Here is a 19,267-nt window from a genome sequence, read left to right as displayed (position 1 = left end):
GAACGGGGAACTTCGATAACATCGCCTGAAATAATAACGATGTCTTTCCGCTTACCTTCGCGAATGTCATCCAGATTGATTTCCACCCGTTCATTATTTCTCAGCAGGAACACCCGGCGTTGATCTGCAAACTCCGTATAACGCCCCGCTCGGGACAAAGCCTGCATCAAGGTCTGATCACGTCCCAGCGGATAAGGGCCAGGCCTGATCACCTCACCAGATACAGTGTACTCCCCTTCCGGCGGCACAATAATCACGGTTACGTTCTTATAGATCTGCTGGTCAATATAGGCTCTTTCGATGGAACGCTGGGCGGCCCCACAGGACTTGCCTGCCACCGCCATCGATCCGATCAAGGGAATATTGATGCGCCCATCTTCATCCACTACATGCGGACAGGTAAACGGTTCGGGAGCTGCGTAAATAGTAACTTGGATTCGATCCCCTTTTCGCAATACTCGCTCCGGTTGCTCGAAAACGGCTTCAACAACAGCATTTGTAGTGACCCGTGAGGCAATCGGCTCAACTGTTTCCACTGTTTTTTTTGATTCAGATAGCTTTCTGACTGGCGGAGGTGTTATCTTGCGTCGTAATTCTGGGCGATAGGGATCCACGACCACTACCGGCTTAGGGCCAGCTACACACCCGGACAACGTCATGATAATGACCATCCAACCGATCGATCCCACCATCTTCTGTAGTCGATTTATCACGCGTTCGTCACCTGACTCCCTTTCGACTTGGGAGAAGACTCAGCTGAAGCCTTATCCAGTTTTTCCTGACGCCGATCACGCGAAGAGCCATAAGAGTAATTGTAATAGGCATTGTGGTAATAATAATAATCGCGGGTCACATTCAGATTATTGAGCACCACCCCCAGCAAATTTCCGCCTGCATTATCCACCATCGTCTTAGCACGGAGAGATACCGCACGCGGATATGTGCGATGCTGAATCACCAGCAACACCCCATCCACTTCACTACATAAGATTGCCGCATCACTGACGCCCATAATCGGAGGAGAATCAAAAAAGACATAATCATAACGCGTCTTCAGTAGATCGATCAGCGCACGCAATCGTTGCGAGCTCAAAATGCCATGGGCGACGGATGGCAGTTTTCCGCTGGGCATAAAATCGACAGTTCCGACTGCGTTAGGAACAATGGCCTGATCAACACTGGCCTTATCCATAAGCACGTCGGCAAGTCCGATCCTATTCGACACCTTGAACATTTTATGTTGAGTCGGACGCCGCATATCCGAGTCGATCACGATCACTTTTTTCCCAGCCTGTGAGCAGATAAACGCAAGATTGAAGAGCGTGAGCGACTTCCCTTCACCCGCGCCGCCGCTCGTTACACACATGGTGTTGCCGCCGCCCAATTTCTTAGAAAGCTCGAGATTCATTCGCAACACACGATAGGCTTCGGCATGAGGACTCTCGGAACCTTCATCCGATAACGGACGTACTTTCTGGGGAATGATGCCAATAATTGTGGCCCCGATAAATTTCTCGATATCGTCAACCGTCTTGACCGAAGTGTCGACATATTCAATAAAGAAAACTAACCCAATGCCACAAGCTAATCCCATGACAATGCTCAATATGACATTTAACACCATCTTCGGACTGACCGGCTCATTTTCACCTGGAGCCTCAGCCTGGTCCACAACCTCCACGGGTGTGCGGGGCAATTCAATGCCAATGCTCTCCTGCACCAATCGGGTTTCCAGCGTATCCCTCATCTGCCGCTGCCGCTGGACTTCACTTTCCATCTTAGCGAAGGGGAGATACTGCTCACTATGGGCACTAATATCGTTTTTTTTCGCTTCTATGAGATCCTGATCAGCCGCCTCATACGACTTCTTCGCAATCTCGTAGCTTGTCTGAAGCCCCAGAACCTGGCCTTTAAGGGTTTCCTCAATCTTGCGTTTCAAATCATTGACGACTGACCCCGCCCCAACCACATCCGGATGACGTTCACCGAACATCTCCTGTTTGCGTTTAAGATTCGTTTCCGCCTCTGTCAACTGCTGCCGCAAGGTTGTGAGAGTCGGATCCTGAATCACATAAGCAGATGAATAAAGAAGATCAGAACCTTTGAGATTTTCGATTTGTTTCAAACGTGTCGCGTGATCCAGCATCTCCTTGCGGGCCACAATCCGGTTTAATTCCAACCGTTCCAACTTGGCGTTCTCCAAGCTGGCCACTGAACTTCCCGACTGGTTCGGGGAAAACACAGTAATTTTGAGATCTCTCCGAATTTCTTCCAGACGTCCTTCAGCAAGTTCCACCTTGCGTTGCTGGGCTTTTGAAGCTTCGCTCAAGGCGCTCACGCCCTGTTCAGCAACTTCCCGCGTCTGCTTCATTCGGGAATCACGATAAACCGATGCAATCTCGTTCGCAATACGGGCCGCATCATGCCTCGCGACATCTTTGGTACTACGGCGACTACTCCTGAAAATACGAACTTCGATCAAATTCGTATCCCGGTACTGCTGCACCTTCATCCCATCAACCAATATTCGATAGGTTTCAGCCAGAGACAGAGGTGCCCCATCATCAGAATAGATCCGGCCAAACTCCTCCTGCAAACGAAGATTACGAATCACAGCATAAAGAATCGGACGGGATTGGATCACCTCAAATTCAGTACGGAGGAAATACATGTCGTATACCGACATCATCTGCTGCTGTTGCGAGGCGGTATAGAAAGGAGTCACATTCGGGGTGTCCTGCCGCACCTTGATACGCGTGGAGGCCATGTACGTTTTAGGCAGGGTCAGGGTAATGATAATACCGGCCGTGACAACAATCAGAAAGACAGCAATGACGACCTCAATGCGAGACTTGATCATCCGCCAATAATCCATGAAATGAGCGGATTCCTGGTTATTTTCTGCCATCTTCTATCTCTCTTCAAAAAACTGGTGAGGCCCAAGGAGCCTCACCAGTATTAACTCAACATAATCCCTACGACGTCAAATACATCAGATCGGGATGTTACAAATCTTACAACTGAGCCTTAACGCCGAAATCCACAAGATTACGGGTAAAGGACTCGCGCACATCAGAATCCCAGTTCTCAAGAGTGTAGCCGCCATTCAGCGACCAGTTGCGATTGAGGCGATAGTCTGCGCGCACGCCTACCATGACCATGGTATCATCGCCGCCCTCAAGATCACCTTCCGACTTATAATGGCCATTGCCGTACTGCCCGTTCAAGCTGACCGTCAAACGCTTGCTGAGGACATCATGATCAACGCCGGCATTGATGGCGGTCAAAGTCTGGATCGAATAGGGCCGGACATAAGGGGCATAAAACCCGTAGCTGCCGCCCACACGGAAACGGGTCGCGGAAGCCGCACGCATCGTCAACTCCGCCGAACCGTTCGGGGTATCAATGGAATCCAGCGCATCATTCTCATATTCCCCGTGCTGATATCCGGCCATCACTTTACCGATGAGATCAGGCGTAAAGGTTTTCTCAACCCCGGCGCCAGCGCCAAGTACTGTTGAACCCCGCTGTTGATCGACCGAGCTATTCTTGAACTTAGAAGCCCCCAAGGTGCCAATCAGTTTATAGCCAGATCCCATCGTGCGCTTGAGATTGGCGGAGCCTTCGAAAATGTCTTCATCTTCGGTATCTGCGACCACAGAGTCAGAATAACGCTTGAGCGCGTAATTCCCGCCAATGCCCCCCGTCAATTGCTCAGTCATGACATAGTCAACATTAGCATGGGCGTTATTCCATATGTGATTATTGCTGTAACGCACATTTGAACCCTCACTGCTGATTGACGGATCATCATTATAAGTGATCGCATCGCCGATGCTGAGCAACAAACGCGGAGTTAGTTGGTGCGACAATTCGGCAATAGCCGTTCCGAAAAGTTCCGTATCATTTTGCCCGGAACCCTGACTGTTGTCACGCGGGTTACTATGCCACTTCAACATGGGAAGGGCCGCTAAATCAAGGACGGTGCGATCTCCATCACGAAAACGATAATCAGCACGAGGCTCAATGATGAAATCAAAATTTGATTCCTTGTCATTTTCCGTCCCATCACGATTGTCAGAAAATTCCCCGCCAACCCTTGTTGAAAACATCCAGGGGCCATCCGTTGGGGAACCAAGATCCTGCTCCTGTGCAACACCCTTAGACCCTGCCATCAACGGCACCAGAATAATTGCCCAAAATACTTTCTTCAATGACTTCATTAGATTTGCCTCCCTCAACATGGTGAAAACTAATTCTTAACCAACCTTCAGCAGTTTCGCCGACATAGTCCTGAAAAGTCAAATGAAAACAATTCAACTTTCAAAGGGCAGCCGAACCACGATACACGCAAAAGACACGATAAAATGATTGAATGGCGTCGTTCGACTATCCCAGCGTTTGATTCAGGGCTATAATTGGAAGCAGTACTGACAAGGTTACCAGGAGAACGAAAATACCGATGGCCAGAATCAAAACAGGCTCAAGCCAGCTTAAGGTGCGACTGACATAACGATTCCACTGATGTTGATACGCGTTTCCAGCCGTTTCCAGAAGCCGTTCCAGTGCCCCGCTCGCCTCGCCAGCCTGAATCCAGGCTGGCAGGGAGCGGGCCAGGGGCGGAATACGACGCACCGCATCAGCCAGACTGCTTCCGTGCCGGATAGACTCGGCCTCCTCTTCCATCAAATGAGCCACCCAGACGCTCCCCGTCGAGCGCCCAGCTAGCGCCAGCGCATCCACCAATCCGACCCCTCCTTGAAGCAGGATGGACAAAGTTCTGGCACAACGCAAATTCGCGACAATGGTATAACCACGCCCGACCAAAGGCATCTTAAACAGCCATTGGTCCACCCGAAACCGCAACGCCGGATCAACCGCCATCCGCTGTTTAAAATAGGATCTACCAAACAGCCCTATCAACATCGCGACCGGCACCCCGAAAAGCATCACCCGCCCCAGAGCCATCATGAACAGGGTCAAAAGCGGGAGTTTCAGTTTATCGGACTGCTCGGAAATAACCGAGGCCGCCGCCGGCACAACAAACCCCAACAGGACCACGGCGACAAGAATCGCAAATACCAGAATAATGGCCGGATAGATCAGGGCGGATACAATTCTCTCACGCAGATGTTCCTGCTCCTCAAGAAACAGGGCCAACCGTTCCAGCATCGTCTCAAGATTTCCGGACTTTTCGCCCACCTCAAGAATCGCCTTTTCGTAGGGCTTGATATATGGAGCCATGGCACTCAACGACACAGCCAATGAGGCCCCTTCACGGATCCGGTCACGAACACCGGCAAGCAACGAAGGGGAAACGCCGAGTTCCGGCGACTCCATCAAGATTTCGATGGCCGAAACCAGAGGAAGGCCTGCCCCTAGCAATACGCCAAGTTCCCGATAAAATGCCACTCTGCTTTCGGCCTTGAAAGCCATACCACGACGAGACCCCAACACAGAACCCGCCGCCGATTCGGAGGACGAAACATCCTGAGGGAGAACCCCGCGCGCCATCAGTTTTTCCCGAGCTTCTTTGAGATCCTGTGCCTCAATTAAACCACGCCGCACCGCGCCGGAACTATCAAAGCCTTTGTAAGCAAACGTCCGCATTTACGCTCCTGAAATACCCAGGGCATACAGAATTTCAGCCAAACTGGTCCGACCTGCCAACACTTTGGCCAGCCCGTCATCCAACATCGTCAAGCGGGTTTCACACCCCGGCAGATCACGCATCTGGCGGGCTGCCGACGCGCCACTTCGGATCAGTGCCTCAATTTCAGGATTCATCACCAGCATTTCGAAAATTCCGATTCGTCCCCGATAGCCTCCCAGGCACTGGGGACAGCCACCGGGCTCATAGAGAGTCGCGCCATTCAGCCGTTCTCCCGCAGCCCCAAGCAGTGATACATCGCGAGGTGAAACCTTAACCGGTTTCCGGCAAAGCGGGCAAAGCTGGCGTACCAGGCGCTGGGCCAGTACCCCACGCAATGCGGCAGCTAACAGGTAGGGCTCGACCGCCATATCCATCATACGAATCACCGCACTCGCCGCATCATTAGTATGCAGCGTGGTAAACACCAAATGCCCGGTCAATGAGGCTCTGACCGCAATCTCGGCCGTTTCGCTATCACGGGTTTCCCCCACCAGAACCACATCAGGATCCTGACGCAGAATATGGCGGAGGCTCCGGGCAAAGGTAAGTCCAATTTTCGGCTTCACCTGCATTTGCCCGATATCCTGTAATTGATACTCAATGGGATCCTCGATCGTCATCACATTACGTCCCTTGGTATCGAGTTTCTGGATGGCAGCATAGAGCGTCGTGGTTTTCCCGCTACCGGTGGGCCCGCAAACAATGATCAAACCATTGACCTCATGTAGCAAGGCATCGAAAGACCGATTCATCATTTCAGGCATACCCAGCTCACCGAGCGTCATCACGGAGGAATCCCGGTTCAATAACCGCAACACTACCCGTTCGCCTTCCGCCACGGGCACGGTGGAGACGCGAATATCAATTTCCCGTTCCCCCACCCGTACGCGCGCCATACCATCCTGAGGCAACCGCTTCTCCGAGATATCCAGGTGCGCCATGACCTTGATGCGAGAGACCAGCGTTCGCTCCAGATGCTTCGGTGGGCTTGCCTGCTCATACAACACGCCATCCACACGATACCGAACCCGGAGCCGTGAATGGAAAGGTTCAAAGTGGATATCCGAAGCGCGCGCCTTGACCGCTTCCAGCAAAATCAGATTCACCAGCTGGGTGACCGGCGCTTCTTCCGCGGTCTTTAGAAGATCATCCGAACGCAACTCCCCCGCCCGCTCAACTCCTGCCGCCGGTTGATCCATATCGCGCAGGAACTCCTCAGTGGATTCACGACGGCTGACATAACACCGTTCTATGGCCTTGAGAATGACTTCGCCCGGGGCCACCACCGGACGCAGTTCCCCGCCCACCAAAAGGGAAATATCCTGATGTTTTCCGACCTCCGCCGGGTCGGTCACCAGAAGACATAACTCTCCATCCAATCGCACAGGGAGCAAACAATGCGTACGCGCCCATTCAACGGGGATTCCCTTCACCAGTTCGGGATCGAGCGCCTCATCACCGATTTCGGACAAAAAAACCAACCCGAATTCAAGGGCACTTGCCCGCAAGGTCTCAAGGTTGTCTCTTGAATCGCTCATTGCGGGCTGATCACAGAAGCTTCCGTGTTGGTAATATTCAAACCGGTCTTCTGGCTCCAACGGTCTGTAGCCGCCTTGGCTTTCACTTCGGTGGACATCACGTGCGGAGTAACAAAAATAATCAAATTCGTCCGATTTTTAGTTTCTACGGTGCGCCGGAACAAAACCCCGATAATCGGAATTGACCCCAAAATGGGGATCTTGCGAATGACATTGGACCGGTCTTCACGAATCAAACCGCTGATAACAATGGTACGTCCATCCGGAACGGTCACGGTTGTTGACACTTCACGCTTGGCAATCGTTGGCGCGAATTGCGTCCCCGAGGGACCGGCATCAATAATCGCCTCAATACTTGGATTTAAGACCATGCAAACCTCATTGGAGGGGTTGATGCGCGGGGTCAGCTTGAGTTTGATCCCGACATCCATGCGGTCAATATTCTGAATGACATCACGCGACGTTCCCGAACCACCTTGAATGGTGGATTTAAGAATTGGAATATTATTCACCACGCTCACACTGGCTTCCTTGTTGTTCTGCGCAACCAAAGGCACGCTCGACAGGATTTTGACTTTACCGTTGGCCTGCAAGGCATTCACGTTAATCAGACCCGGATAACTGGACACCACGTTCCCACTGCTGTCCAACCGGGTGCCTCGCGCCACGCCCATCATGATACCACGCGGGAAGACCCCATTTTGGATCACGTCATTGATACTGCTGGAATTATCGCTCAACCGGGTACTCCCTTGAATCACGGAATCCCCCACCTTCGACGGCGTGTTTAAAGCCGTCAATTCAACGCCCACATCCAACGAATCATCAGCGCTGACTTCGGCAATCACAACTTCAATCAAGACCTGTTCCTGAAGCTGATCAAGCTCGGAAACCAGCGATTTCAACAACTCGAAATCCAGGGGAGACGCATCCACCAGCAAGGCGTTATTAGCAGTACTCGCCTCAACAGAAAGTTTCTTCCTTTCTCCTGCCTTTGGCGGATCTTTTCCCAAGGATCGTTCGAGCAGCGCATTCAGGCTCTTGGCCGCCTCTTCAGCACTGATATATTTCAGAAAAATCGCATGCAGATTACCATGCCCCGTAGTCGTCTCGATATCCACCATCGCAAGCAGCTTTTTGACCTCGGCAATATCCGAGGCGGGCCCGATCAGTATCAGACTATTGGACTGCGGAGTGGAGACCATGATCAACTCGTTCCCCCGCGGGGCCGCGACGCCGTCACGAATCATGGCACGTGGCCCAATCGCTTGATTGTACTGCCGAACAAATTCCCCCGCATCCGCGTTCTTCAGGAAAACAACCTCACTCGTCGTCCCGACCCCGGCTTTGTCAATCTCGGCAATGATCTGCTCAAACCTCCGGACATTTGCCACCGTATCAGTTAGAATGATGTGATTCGAAGATTCCAGGATCGCCGCAGAAGCTCCCTTTTCACGCCCCGTAAGGGTGTCGAGAATTTTCCGTAAATCAGCCACATTGGTATTCTTCAGACGGATCACGCGTGTGATCACCCCGTTTCCCTCAATACGCCCATTCTCCCCGATTACCGGAGCCGAGACCAGGGTGCGGGACGGCATCACGACAATGCGATTTAAATTGTCTTCCTCGATAACCGCACAACCGACCGACTCCAGAATGCGCGTGAACAAGGAATACGCCTCGGCGACCGGAACCCGCGGAGCTACGACGGTGATTTGTCCTTTAACGGCCTCATCAACAATAAAGCGCCGCCCGGTAATCTCGCCAATGATCTTTACAAACGAACGGACGTCGACCTGACTGAAGGTGAAATTGACGGTCGACTGAGGCGCGGCGATTGCCACCGGTCGTTCCTCCACAGCAGCCAAGGTCATCCCTGAGAGTGTCAGGGATAAGCCCAGGCAAAAGATTGGCAGTGCTCGATACATAGTCCCCCCTGCCCCGAGGCAGACGGTCACTTGAGAATGCCCCGCTCCGAGGTCTCAATAAACTTGATCAGACGCTCAATTTCAGGGGTTTTTGGCAATTCGGCATGGATACGCTCCATCGCCTGCCGGGTCGACAACCCATCACGATACAGAATCTTGAATGCTTTTTTGACGAGGGCAACCGTATCGGCGGCCACATTCAAACGCTGCAACTTCACAGAATTAATCCCATGTACGCCGGAAGGATTACCATCCACCAGCATATACGGAGGGACATCCTGGGTAATTTTCGCCATTCCGCCAATCATTGCGCAGGTCCCAATACGGGTGAATTGATGAATGCCGGACATCCCGCCAATCACCACATCATCCTCAACCAGAACATCCCCCGACAAGGAGGCATTGTTCGCCATAATCACGCGATTCCCAACCGTACACCCATGCGCCACATGACAATACGCCATAATGAGCGAATTCGACCCGACTCGTGTCACTTCGCCATCCGCCGTGCCGGAGTTAATGGTTACATACTCGCGCAGTGTCGTCCGGTCCCCGATCTCGACATAGGTGGTGCCCCCCTTGAACTTCAAGTCCTGGGTCTGACTGCCAATACTGGCGAAGGGAAATACAATGCATTCAGCGCCAAGGCTGGTATGACCATCAAGAAAGACCTGAGGCATCACCCTGGTGCGGTCACCAAGTTTCACATGAGGGCCGATGATGCTATAAGGGCCAATCTCGACATCCACACCTAGCACAGCCCCTTCATGCACTATGGCTGAAGGATGAATTTTCGTCATGCCGGCACCTTCTGATCCGCCAACATGCACATCAATTCAGCTTCCGAGGCAAGCTCACCATCGACCAATACCTTGCCGACAAACCGGGCAATTTTGGTTTTATGGGTAATGATATCAATTTCAATACGCATCTGGTCGCCGGGCTTCACCACACGCCGGAACTTGGCCTTATCAATGGACATGAAGAAAGGCACCCGATCGCCCGCCTTGGCTATACGGTTAATCAGAATGCCTCCCGTCTGCGCCATCGCCTCAATCTGTAACACCCCGGGCATCACTGGCACACCCGGGAAATGGCCTTGGAAAAAGGGCTCATTGATGGTTACATTTTTGATACCTACGATGCGCTTATAATCATCACACTCGATAATTTTATCCACCAGTAAAAAAGGAAACCGGTGGGGTAATAACTTCATGATTTCTTGAATATCCATTGTTGCCATAGAATTTGCCTTTTCCTTTAGACTGCGGCCAATAACGCTGCAACTTTGTCGACACGCTCCCAGGTAAACGAATCCAGATTTTCCGTCCGTCCAAAGTGGCCGTAAGAAGAGGTGGCTTCATAAATCGGACGAAGCAGATCCAATGTCTTGATGATCTCGGCGGGTTTCAGGCCAAACACTGCCTTAACGGCCTTGACGATTTGGGCATCGCTAACGGTCCCGGTACCGAAAGTATCGATATGCACCGACACAGGATCAGGATAACCGATGGCATAGGCCAACTGCAGTTCACAACGGCTCGCCAACTTTGCGGCAACAACGTTTTTAGCCACATAGCGGGCCATATACGCCGCACTACGATCGACCTTCGAAGGATCCTTGCCCGAGAACGCACCGCCACCATGCCGCCCCATTCCACCATAGGTATCCACAATGATTTTGCGCCCGGTCAAACCGCTATCGCCGTGTGGGCCCCCAATGACAAAACGCCCGGTGGGGTTGATGAGGAATTTGGTTTTCTTGAGCAATTTCTCGGGGATCTCCTTGCGGACAATCTCCTCGATAATGCCATCCTTGAGAGTCTTATAGGACACATCCGGACTGTGTTGTGAAGACACCACCACGGTATCAACACTGACCGGGCATCCATCTTCATACACAATCGTAACCTGGGATTTTCCGTCAGGACGCAAGAAGGGGAGCTTTCCATTGCGACGCGCCTTCGCCAAAGCTTTGGTCAGACGATGCGCAAACATGATCGGCATCGGCATCAACTCACGGGTCTCATCACAGGCATAACCGAACATCATCCCCTGATCACCCGCGCCCTGCTCCTTAAAGAGTCCCTGCCCCGAGGTCACCCCCTGTGAGATGTCTGGAGACTGGCGATCCAACGAGACCATCACGGCACAGCTATCAGCCGAGAAACCAAGATCAGGATCCGTGTAACCGATCTTGCGAATCTTATCGCGGGCAATATCAGCAAAATTAACAATCGCCTTGGTCGTGATTTCGCCTGCGACCACAACAAGTCCGGTGCTCACCAGTGTCTCACACGCCACACGGGCTTTGGGATCCTGTTTAAGATTGGCATCTAAAATGGCATCTGAAATACCATCGGCAACCTTGTCAGGATGGCCTTCCGAAACTGATTCTGATGTAAACAAGTAACGATCACTCATGATATTCCCCTTCTTTGATATCGTTCCGGCGTTTTACCGGTCACGAGCTAAACATTGTTACCTGAATCACTTCACTAATTCAAGTATTTCAGGAGCCACTTTTGCAATCAGGGCCCGACAGTGCTTTAAAACCTCTGATGCGGTCTCGCAGGACAGTGCCGTCTGAGCCAAATCTATTGCCTGTGCGCGCGTAACACTGCGAATGAGTTCCTTGACGGCAGGAACTGAGGCGGGGACCATACTTAACTCATCAATCCCCAATCCCAGCAAAAGGAGGGTCATCAACGGATCCCCACCCATCTGACCGCATACCCCCACCCAAATTCCCCTGGCATGCCCGGCATCAATGGTCGTCTTAATCAAGCGCAATACCGCCGGATGAGTGGGCTCGTAGAGATGGGCCACACGGTCATTCACCCGATCCACTGCCAAGGTATATTGAGCCAAATCATTGGTCCCAATGCTGAAAAATGAAACGTGTTTGGCAATAATGTCCGCCGTCAGGGCCGCTGAGGGAATCTCAATCATGACACCGACTTCCAGCATGGCATCAAAAGCGTGACCTTCCCGGCGGAGTTCGGTCTTACACTCTTCCAAAATAGCGTTAGCCCGTATGACTTCCCCTACGTTGCTGATCATAGGATACATGACTTTTACTTTACCAAAAGCGCTCGCCCGCAGAATCGCCCGCAATTGAGTTTTGAACATTTCCGGCTGTGCCAGACAGAACCGGATGGCTCGAAATCCAAGAAAGGGATTCATCTCAGGGGGCATTCTCACCGACGATGCAAATTTGTCACCGCCAAGATCCACCGTACGAATGATCACAGGCTCAGGAGCCAACAATGAGGCCACCCCTCTATAGGCCGCTAACTGCTCCTCCTCCGTCGGCAACTCGTCATGGGCAATATATAGATATTCTGAACGTAACAACCCCACCCCAATGGCACCATATTTCCGGATTTCCCTGGCCTCCTCGAGAAACTCAATGTTGGCGGAAAGGGTCACTCCATGGTGATCCAAGGTTTCGGCTGGCAGGTCACACAACCGTGTCAACCTGGCCTCAATCATTTTTCTCTGCTGCGCCAGCTTATTGTATTTCTTAAGTGTCGCCTCGGACGGCCGGAGGATAACCACCCCCTCGGTGCCATCCATTAAAATCCAATCCCCCGGGGACAGTTTATGGGTCACGTCGCCCAACCCGACCACAGCCGGTATCCCCATCGCACGGGCCATGATAGCGGAGTGTGACGTCCGACTCCCCATATCTGTCGCAAATCCCAATACAAGATTTTTACGGAGAGATGCCGTTTCGGAGGGGGCGAGATCAGGGGATACCACAATGCTTTTTCCATGAAGTCCATCCAGCGCGTGTGTCTTTTCACCCGTCAGATTACGTAATACACGACGGGCCACATCCTTGAAGTCGGATACACGCTCTCTCAGATATTCGTCTTCCACCGCCGAAAGGGCTTCAATGTACCGGCTCGTAACAGCACGCACGGCTGCCTCAGCATTCAATTTATCCTTGGTAATCAATCGAATCGTTTCATCAAAAAAAGCGGCATCATCCAGAATTAATTTATGGACATCAAAGATCGTGGCATCCTGCTGACCAATGGCGTGCTTCACATTATTCTGAATCACCGTAATCTGACGTCGGGTCACGGTGACAGCAGTTTTGAATCGGGCAATTTCATCGCCGATTTCCTCAGGATTGAGTATGCGTTCAGAGAATTCGGTTTCTTCGTGTCTGGCCTTATAGACCGGACCAATCACCACTCCCGGGGAAACCCCGACTCCATGCAGAATGATTTCCACCAAACTGCCGGGGGCCTGCGGATTCGTCATCGTGGTTACCCTTCGAAGAATTTGCTATCCATCAGCGACTGGATTTCTGCCAAAGCAGCCTCGGCATCAACACCGTCAGCAATAATCTTCAAAACCGTACCAAAGCCTGCCTCAAGTGTCATGAGACCCATAATACTTTTGCCGGATACTTTGTTACAGCCCTTTTCGACAGTAATATCGGCGGCAAAACGGTTCGCCGCTTTGACAAAAAGAGCAGCCGGCCGTGCATGAAGTCCAAGTTTATTCTGGATTTTCACTTCACGAACCAAAATCTTCTCGGAAGGATCTTGTTTATGCCCGGCATTACTCATCGGATTTATCATCCTTCGCCAGTACGGAGATCAATTTTTCATCAAGCTCTTTGGCCGCATCATGTCCCAACCGTTTTAGCATCTGATCCAATGCGGCCACTTCCACAATATTAGCAACATCCCGCCCGGGTGCCACCGGGATTTCAATACTGGGAATATCCACCCCCAGAATTGAACGTTTCTGAGTCATCTGCCCGCTGCGATCCTCCGCGGAGACCATTTCAGGGCTGCAAAGATTAATCACCAGATCCAATTTTTTTTCGTTGCGCACCGAGGCCACGCCGAAAAGGCTCGGGACATGAATGATACCCAACCCGCGAATTTCCATGTGATAACGAATGACCCCTACCGGAGAACCAATCACATCACCGGCGCTGTCCACCTGCAGCGAAGTCACGTCATCAGAGACCAGGCAATGGCCCTTTTTGATAAGCGACAACGCAGTCTCGCTTTTCCCCACACCAGGTTTCCCGATGAGCAGCACGCCCACGCCCAAAATCTCAACCATCGTTCCCTGCATAACCATATGTGGTGCCAGCAGATTCCCCATAATGACAGTGGCCCCATTGATAAAGTTTTTGGTGATCGCAGGAGTTCGCAGCAAACACGTTTTGAATTCTTCCGCCAATGCAATGAGTTCCGGCAAAATACGATGCCGCCGTGTCACAACAATACAGGGAACATGGCGCATGAAAATCTGCTTCAACCGCTCATGGCGATCATTTTCAGTCAGGGATGCCAGGTAAGCCATTTCGGCATGTCCCAGCGTTTGAATACGGCGGTGGGCAAAATACTGGAAAAACCCAGTTAAAGCTAACCCAGGCCGGTTGATCGCGGACTCTTCAATCCTGCGATTCAACCCGGCGGCACCCGCGACAAGGTCAAGATCAAGCCTGTCTTTCGAGGCTTTTATAAAATCATCAACCGTCGCCAGTGTTTTTTCCACCGCCGCATCACTCATGCTTACTCCACTTCCGTAGTTGGCTCCAAGTCACGAAGCTTGCTGTTGCCCTTGTGCTCATGGCGCTTATCTAATGTCTTGCGGAGTTGAGCCTCAACTTTATCAACTGCCTCATCAATGGACGCGTACATATTTTCGGACGTCGCCTTGCCTTCAAGCTGGATGTGACGTGCCGCATGGACAATCACTTCAGCAAGATGCGTGAATTTCTGAACATCCAGAATCATGTGCATTTTATCAATGCGAGGGAATTCAGCCAGCAACTTATCTAATCGCTTCCCGGCATAATCCCGCATGCTATTAGTCACTTCAACATTTCTACCTGTAATTTCAATTGTCATATTAATGTTCTCCCTTTCCCTACATACTGAATCGTGGGCCTAAATACAACTCCCGACTAACATCATCTTTAATCAGGAATTCACTGGTCCCTTCCCTTAACACACGTCCTTCGCAAATCAGGTAGGCCCGATCTACAATGGACAATGTTTCCCTGACACTGTGATCCGTGATGAGAATGCCTAACCCGCGTTTACGCAGGCTTTTAATAATCTCCTGAACATCATAGACAGCCAGTGGATCCACGCCACTAAAGGGCTCATCCAGTAGAATCATCGCCGGATCCGTTACCAGTGCGCGGGCAATTTCAAGGCGCCGTCGCTCACCACCACTCAGCGTAAACGCCTTCTGATTGGCCAGACCGGAAATACCCAGATCCTCCATGAGCTCCCCCATCCGCTGTTTGCGTTGTCGCGAACTGAGATTCCGGGTTTCGAGAATCGCCATGATATTCTCTGCCACCGTCAATTTGCGGAAAATGGAAGGTTCCTGCGCCAGATAGCCCATTCCCATGCGCGCCCGTTGGTACATGGGCTTGGCAGAGATATCTTTTCCTTTGAAGAAAATTTTACCCCGGGTTGGGCGAATCAAACCCACAATCATGTAAAAGGTCGTTGTTTTGCCAGCTCCATTGGGACCCAATAGCCCGACAATCTCGCCCGCATTGACGTTCACACTGACGCCATGCACGACGGTCTTCCCTCGATAGGCTTTAACAAGTTCCTCAGTTCTGATTAACGGATCCACAAAAACCTCATTTCTGGGGCTTAGCCGCATTCTTGGATTTCATCAGGTCACCGAGGTCACTTTTTCCCTCACCCGGCACAAATGTTCCTTGTGAATTATCAATATGAACCTTGTCCTCATCACGGCTGTAAATGATGCGTGACCCGCGCAAGGTCATCCCTTCCTGAGTAATCACAGGCTTGTCAGTCAACACGGTGATGCCGGAACGAACACTGTATACCGCACGGCCGCAGGTCGCTTTCCGAAATCCCTTGATCTGCATCCCCTTCTTTTCCGACACCCCCTTCGGGCTCAAATCCTGTTCAATGTCCACCGAACCGACAGCCGTCACCATCTCCGGCTCACGGTTGGTGCTCATCAACATCGTGATCTGATCCGCTTTAATTGTGACTCGCGGATCACTCACAACCACATCCCCGTCAAGCACTAGTACGTTCCTGGAAATATCATAGTCCGCCCGCTTGGCTGAAATATGTGTTTCACTGGCCCCACTGCCCATCGTCATCCCCCCCACTCCGCCGGACGCCAGATCCTGGGCAGACGCTATCACCGCGACCAGCAGCGCCACACATCCCACCGCCGCATTTATACACACTTTCCTCATGTCACTTTTTCTCCTTCAACAGGGGCCACATCTTGACTTGCCCCGTCATCACCATATGAAAATTATTCAAAATCTCAATTCGCTGACTCGCGGCGGACCATCGGAACCCCCGCCCTGTAATCACAACATTATCCCGCACAATCTTCATCTCCGCATTTGAAAACGCATCTTTAGTTTTCTGATCGACGGTGCAGTGATCCGAGGACAGCACCGCATCCACAACATTCGAGGTGCTGAACTCCACGCGCTTCTTATACATGATAATCTGCAGCCCTGTGATCCTGATCTTGCTGTCCTGGAGCATTTTGGCTTTTCTGCCAAAGATCTCAGACTTCAATATCCCGTTTGCATCGAATTCAGGAATCCGGAAATCATCAATCTCACGATCCTCCATCCCTCCAAGCTGCTGGGCAAAAGACACCGTTCCGCAGGCGAGTAAGGCTGGCACAAGAAGTCTGATCAGAAATTTATGCAAGACGCACGACATCATCAATTTTCCTTAACGTCCGCCAGAGTTGACCCATGGCCGAAAATGCAATGGTATTATCCCTATCGGACATCGCCTCCTCGGGTTTGACATGGGTTTCCATAAACACCCCCTCACACCCCGTGGCAACAGCCGCTCTCGCCAAGGCGGGAGCCCAACACCCATCCCCCCCGGTTCGGTCACCGGCCCCACCCGGACGCTGCACACTATGGGTGGCATCAAAAATCACCGGATAACCGAATTCACGCATTATCAGAAGACTACGCATGTCGGCGACTAAATTATTGTATCCAAACGAAACTCCCCGCTCGGTCAGGATGATCTTCCGGTTGCCGGTAGACTCGATTTTATCTATCACATTACGCATATCCCCGGGGGCCATAAACTGCGCTTTTTTAACATTTACCGGAATCCCCGTTTTCCCGGCAGCCACAACAAGATCGGTCTGTCGGCACAGGAAGGCAGGAATTTGGATGATATCCACGACTTTCGCCGCACGCTCAGCCTCCTCAACGCTGTGGATGTCGGTCAACACCGGCACCCCATATCGAGCCTTCACCTCAGCCAGAATTTCAAGACCGCGCTCCAGGCCCGGACCCCGATACGAGCGTACGGAAGACCGGTTGGCCTTGTCATAGGACGCCTTGAAAATAAGTGAAATTTTCTGGGTCTTTGCCAGCCGAACCAATTTTCCGGCAATCTCCAGGCAGCCCTCGCGGCTTTCAATGACACAGGGACCTGCAATCAATACTAAAGGGCGCTTCGCCCCCACACTCACACTCCCGACCTTAACCTCTGTACTCATGTTTCCCACTCACAATCTGTTATGATGCCAATCCGGCACGCTTCAGCGCGGCTCCAGCCAACGCTACATCCTCAGGAGTGTCTACTCCCAGCCCCATCTCCTGCGTCTCAACAACTTTCATCCGGGCGCCCAGATGAAGGGCGCGCAATTGCTCCAGCTTTTCGGTCAATTCAAGCACACAGGGCGGCGCCTTCACAAGCCGATCCAAAAAGGTACGTCGATAAGCATAGATCCCCACATGTCGCCAATGCGTCAATCCGCACGGCGCGGTATCCCGTACAAACGGAATTACCGATCGCGAAAAATACAACGCCCGGCCCTGTTCCCCAAAAACCACTTTCACAACGGAAGGCTTGTTCAACTCCTCCGGAGAATGAATCGGTGTCGCGGCAGTGGCCATATCCCATTCCTGTGCCTCTACCATAACCTCCGCCAGCCCATTGATCAACCCCGGATCAATCAAGGGCTCATCTCCTTGAATATTAATCACAATTCCGGCATCCAGGCCAGCCACCGCCTCAGCCACTCGATCCGTACCCGAAGGGTGATCCACACGCGTCATCACAGCCTTCGCGCCGAGCGCTGTCACCACCGACCGAATCCGTTCATCATCCGTGGCCACGAGCACATCATCAAGACGAGTGGCTAAACGGACCCGCTCCAAGACCCACTGAATCAAAGGCTTACCACAGATTGGCACCAGGGCTTTCCCCGGCAATCGCGTAGAGGCCCAACGTGCGGGAATCACGCCCACCACTCGCTCTTGCTTAAACTTCATTTCGCTCCACACTCGCAATGAGTTCAACCGGCGAACAGGTCGCCGTCCCCAGTTTCCCCACCACCACCCCTGCGGCATTATTTCCCAGAACGGCGGCTTCATTAAACGAGGCGCCTGCCGCCAAGGCCATCACACAGGTGGCAATAACCGTATCCCCGGCCCCACTCACATCATACACCTCCCGAGCCCGCGTCGGGATGACACGCGGCGGAGTATTGCGGGCCAACATATACATTCCATTTGCGCCCAACGTCACCAGAAGTTGTTCCGGTTCCCAGATTTTCAAAAGTGCTTCCGCCGCTTTCCGTAACGAGACATCATTCATGGGATCCCCGGGCGGCGGAGCTTTTGCCGGCAGGCCGGAACAAAGATGCGCCTCCTTGTAATTCGGTGTTGCCAGCGTAATACCTTTGATGCTCAGATTTAAATTATCCTTGGGGTCCAAACCGACGGGAATCCCCTTTACCTTGGCCGCACCCAAAATGGCATCCATGACTTCCTGGCAAACAATCCCCTTGCTATAGTCTTCAACCACGACTCCGTCGCAGGACTCTATTTCCTTGGAAATCATTTCACAGAAGGCCTGGATATCATCCGGTGGCAAACGCGAATCGCTTTCCCAATCCACGCGGACCACCTGCTGCCGATCCGCCAGCACACGCATCTTTACGGTTGTCTGAAAGCCCACCACAGTCCGAACCGCCCGGGTACAAATCCCTTGTTCTTTCATAAGCGCCAACAGATCGCGCCCGGCCACATCATTGCCCACCACACCCGCAATAACGGCCTTTCCTCCAAAGGCACATACATTGCTCGCGACGTTGGCTGCCCCCCCAAGTAC

General features: G+C 52.1%; 19 protein-coding genes. All 19 read right to left on the bottom strand.

What is annotated here, in order from left to right:
• The coding region (locus WCI03_12715; protein MEI8140714.1) for a polysaccharide biosynthesis/export family protein at positions 1 to 713 on the bottom strand (713 nt) is incomplete at its 3' end.
• Positions 710 to 2,908: a polysaccharide biosynthesis tyrosine autokinase gene (locus tag WCI03_12710; GenBank protein MEI8140713.1), complete on the bottom strand. Its 2,199-nt coding sequence runs from the start codon at positions 2,906 to 2,908 to the stop codon at positions 710 to 712. The genes WCI03_12710 and WCI03_12715, both read right to left, overlap by 4 nt.
• Positions 2,909 to 3,014: 106 nt before the next feature.
• Positions 3,015 to 4,223 carry an outer membrane beta-barrel protein gene (locus tag WCI03_12705; GenBank protein MEI8140712.1) on the bottom strand — a complete coding sequence of 403 codons (1,209 nt, stop codon included), beginning with the start codon at positions 4,221 to 4,223 and terminating at the stop codon, positions 3,015 to 3,017.
• Positions 4,224 to 4,389: 166 nt separating this feature from the next.
• Positions 4,390 to 5,610, bottom strand: a complete 1,221-nt coding sequence (locus WCI03_12700; GenBank protein ID MEI8140711.1) for a type II secretion system F family protein — start codon at positions 5,608 to 5,610, stop codon at positions 4,390 to 4,392.
• Positions 5,611 to 7,191: a GspE/PulE family protein gene (locus WCI03_12695; GenBank protein ID MEI8140710.1), complete on the bottom strand. Its 1,581-nt coding sequence runs from the start codon at positions 7,189 to 7,191 to the stop codon at positions 5,611 to 5,613.
• Entirely contained in the window at positions 7,188 to 9,119 is a 1,932-nt protein-coding gene (gene gspD, locus WCI03_12690) for a type II secretion system secretin GspD (protein ID MEI8140709.1), read from the bottom strand. Before gspD ends, WCI03_12695 begins: the two co-directional genes overlap by 4 nt.
• Positions 9,120 to 9,145: 26 nt before the next feature.
• Positions 9,146 to 9,919: an acyl-ACP--UDP-N-acetylglucosamine O-acyltransferase gene (gene lpxA / locus WCI03_12685; protein MEI8140708.1), complete on the bottom strand. Its 774-nt coding sequence runs from the start codon at positions 9,917 to 9,919 to the stop codon at positions 9,146 to 9,148.
• Positions 9,916 to 10,362 carry a 3-hydroxyacyl-ACP dehydratase FabZ gene (fabZ, locus tag WCI03_12680; protein ID MEI8140707.1) on the bottom strand — a complete coding sequence of 149 codons (447 nt, stop codon included), beginning with the start codon at positions 10,360 to 10,362 and terminating at the stop codon, positions 9,916 to 9,918. The genes lpxA and fabZ overlap by 4 nt, the downstream gene beginning before the upstream one ends.
• Before the next feature lie 17 nt (positions 10,363 to 10,379).
• The gene (gene metK / locus WCI03_12675) at positions 10,380 to 11,543 is read right to left on the bottom strand and encodes a methionine adenosyltransferase (GenBank protein MEI8140706.1); all 1,164 of its coding nucleotides are present in this window, start codon (positions 11,541 to 11,543) and stop codon (positions 10,380 to 10,382) included.
• 66 nt (positions 11,544 to 11,609) lie between these two features.
• On the bottom strand, positions 11,610 to 13,394 hold the full coding sequence (ptsP, locus tag WCI03_12670) for a phosphoenolpyruvate--protein phosphotransferase (protein MEI8140705.1): 1,785 nt from the start codon (positions 13,392 to 13,394) through the stop codon (positions 11,610 to 11,612).
• 5 nt (positions 13,395 to 13,399) lie between these two features.
• Complete coding sequence (locus tag WCI03_12665) at positions 13,400 to 13,705, bottom strand: HPr family phosphocarrier protein (protein ID MEI8140704.1); 306 nt, start codon at positions 13,703 to 13,705, stop codon at positions 13,400 to 13,402.
• Positions 13,698 to 14,666: an HPr(Ser) kinase/phosphatase gene (hprK, locus tag WCI03_12660; GenBank protein ID MEI8140703.1), complete on the bottom strand. Its 969-nt coding sequence runs from the start codon at positions 14,664 to 14,666 to the stop codon at positions 13,698 to 13,700. The genes WCI03_12665 and hprK overlap by 8 nt, the downstream gene beginning before the upstream one ends.
• Positions 14,667 to 14,668: 2 nt before the next feature.
• Entirely contained in the window at positions 14,669 to 15,007 is a 339-nt protein-coding gene (raiA, locus tag WCI03_12655; protein ID MEI8140702.1) for a ribosome-associated translation inhibitor RaiA, read from the bottom strand.
• A 19-nt stretch (positions 15,008 to 15,026) separates the two neighbouring features.
• Positions 15,027 to 15,752 carry an LPS export ABC transporter ATP-binding protein gene (gene lptB / locus WCI03_12650; GenBank protein ID MEI8140701.1) on the bottom strand — a complete coding sequence of 242 codons (726 nt, stop codon included), beginning with the start codon at positions 15,750 to 15,752 and terminating at the stop codon, positions 15,027 to 15,029.
• Positions 15,753 to 15,759: 7 nt separating this feature from the next.
• Positions 15,760 to 16,356, bottom strand: a complete 597-nt coding sequence (locus WCI03_12645) for an LptA/OstA family protein (GenBank protein ID MEI8140700.1) — start codon at positions 16,354 to 16,356, stop codon at positions 15,760 to 15,762.
• 1 nt (position 16,357) lies between these two features.
• A complete protein-coding gene (lptC, locus tag WCI03_12640) occupies positions 16,358 to 16,846 on the bottom strand; it encodes an LPS export ABC transporter periplasmic protein LptC (GenBank protein MEI8140699.1) in 489 nt (162 codons plus the stop codon).
• The gene (gene kdsA, locus WCI03_12635) at positions 16,824 to 17,648 is read right to left on the bottom strand and encodes a 3-deoxy-8-phosphooctulonate synthase (GenBank protein ID MEI8140698.1); all 825 of its coding nucleotides are present in this window, start codon (positions 17,646 to 17,648) and stop codon (positions 16,824 to 16,826) included. The genes lptC and kdsA overlap by 23 nt, the downstream gene beginning before the upstream one ends.
• 19 nt (positions 17,649 to 17,667) lie before the next feature.
• Positions 17,668 to 18,426: a 3-deoxy-manno-octulosonate cytidylyltransferase gene (gene kdsB, locus WCI03_12630; GenBank protein ID MEI8140697.1), complete on the bottom strand. Its 759-nt coding sequence runs from the start codon at positions 18,424 to 18,426 to the stop codon at positions 17,668 to 17,670.
• On the bottom strand, positions 18,416 to 19,267 hold an 852-nt coding region (locus WCI03_12625), incomplete at its 5' end, for a bifunctional ADP-heptose synthase (GenBank protein ID MEI8140696.1). The genes kdsB and WCI03_12625, both read right to left, overlap by 11 nt.

The organism is bacterium (genome assembly GCA_037143175.1).
GTDB lineage: Bacteria > Verrucomicrobiota > Kiritimatiellia > CAIKKV01 > CAITUY01 > JAABPW01.
Note: the sequence above shows the minus strand (reverse complement) of the source record. Positions and strands in the feature narration are given on the sequence as shown.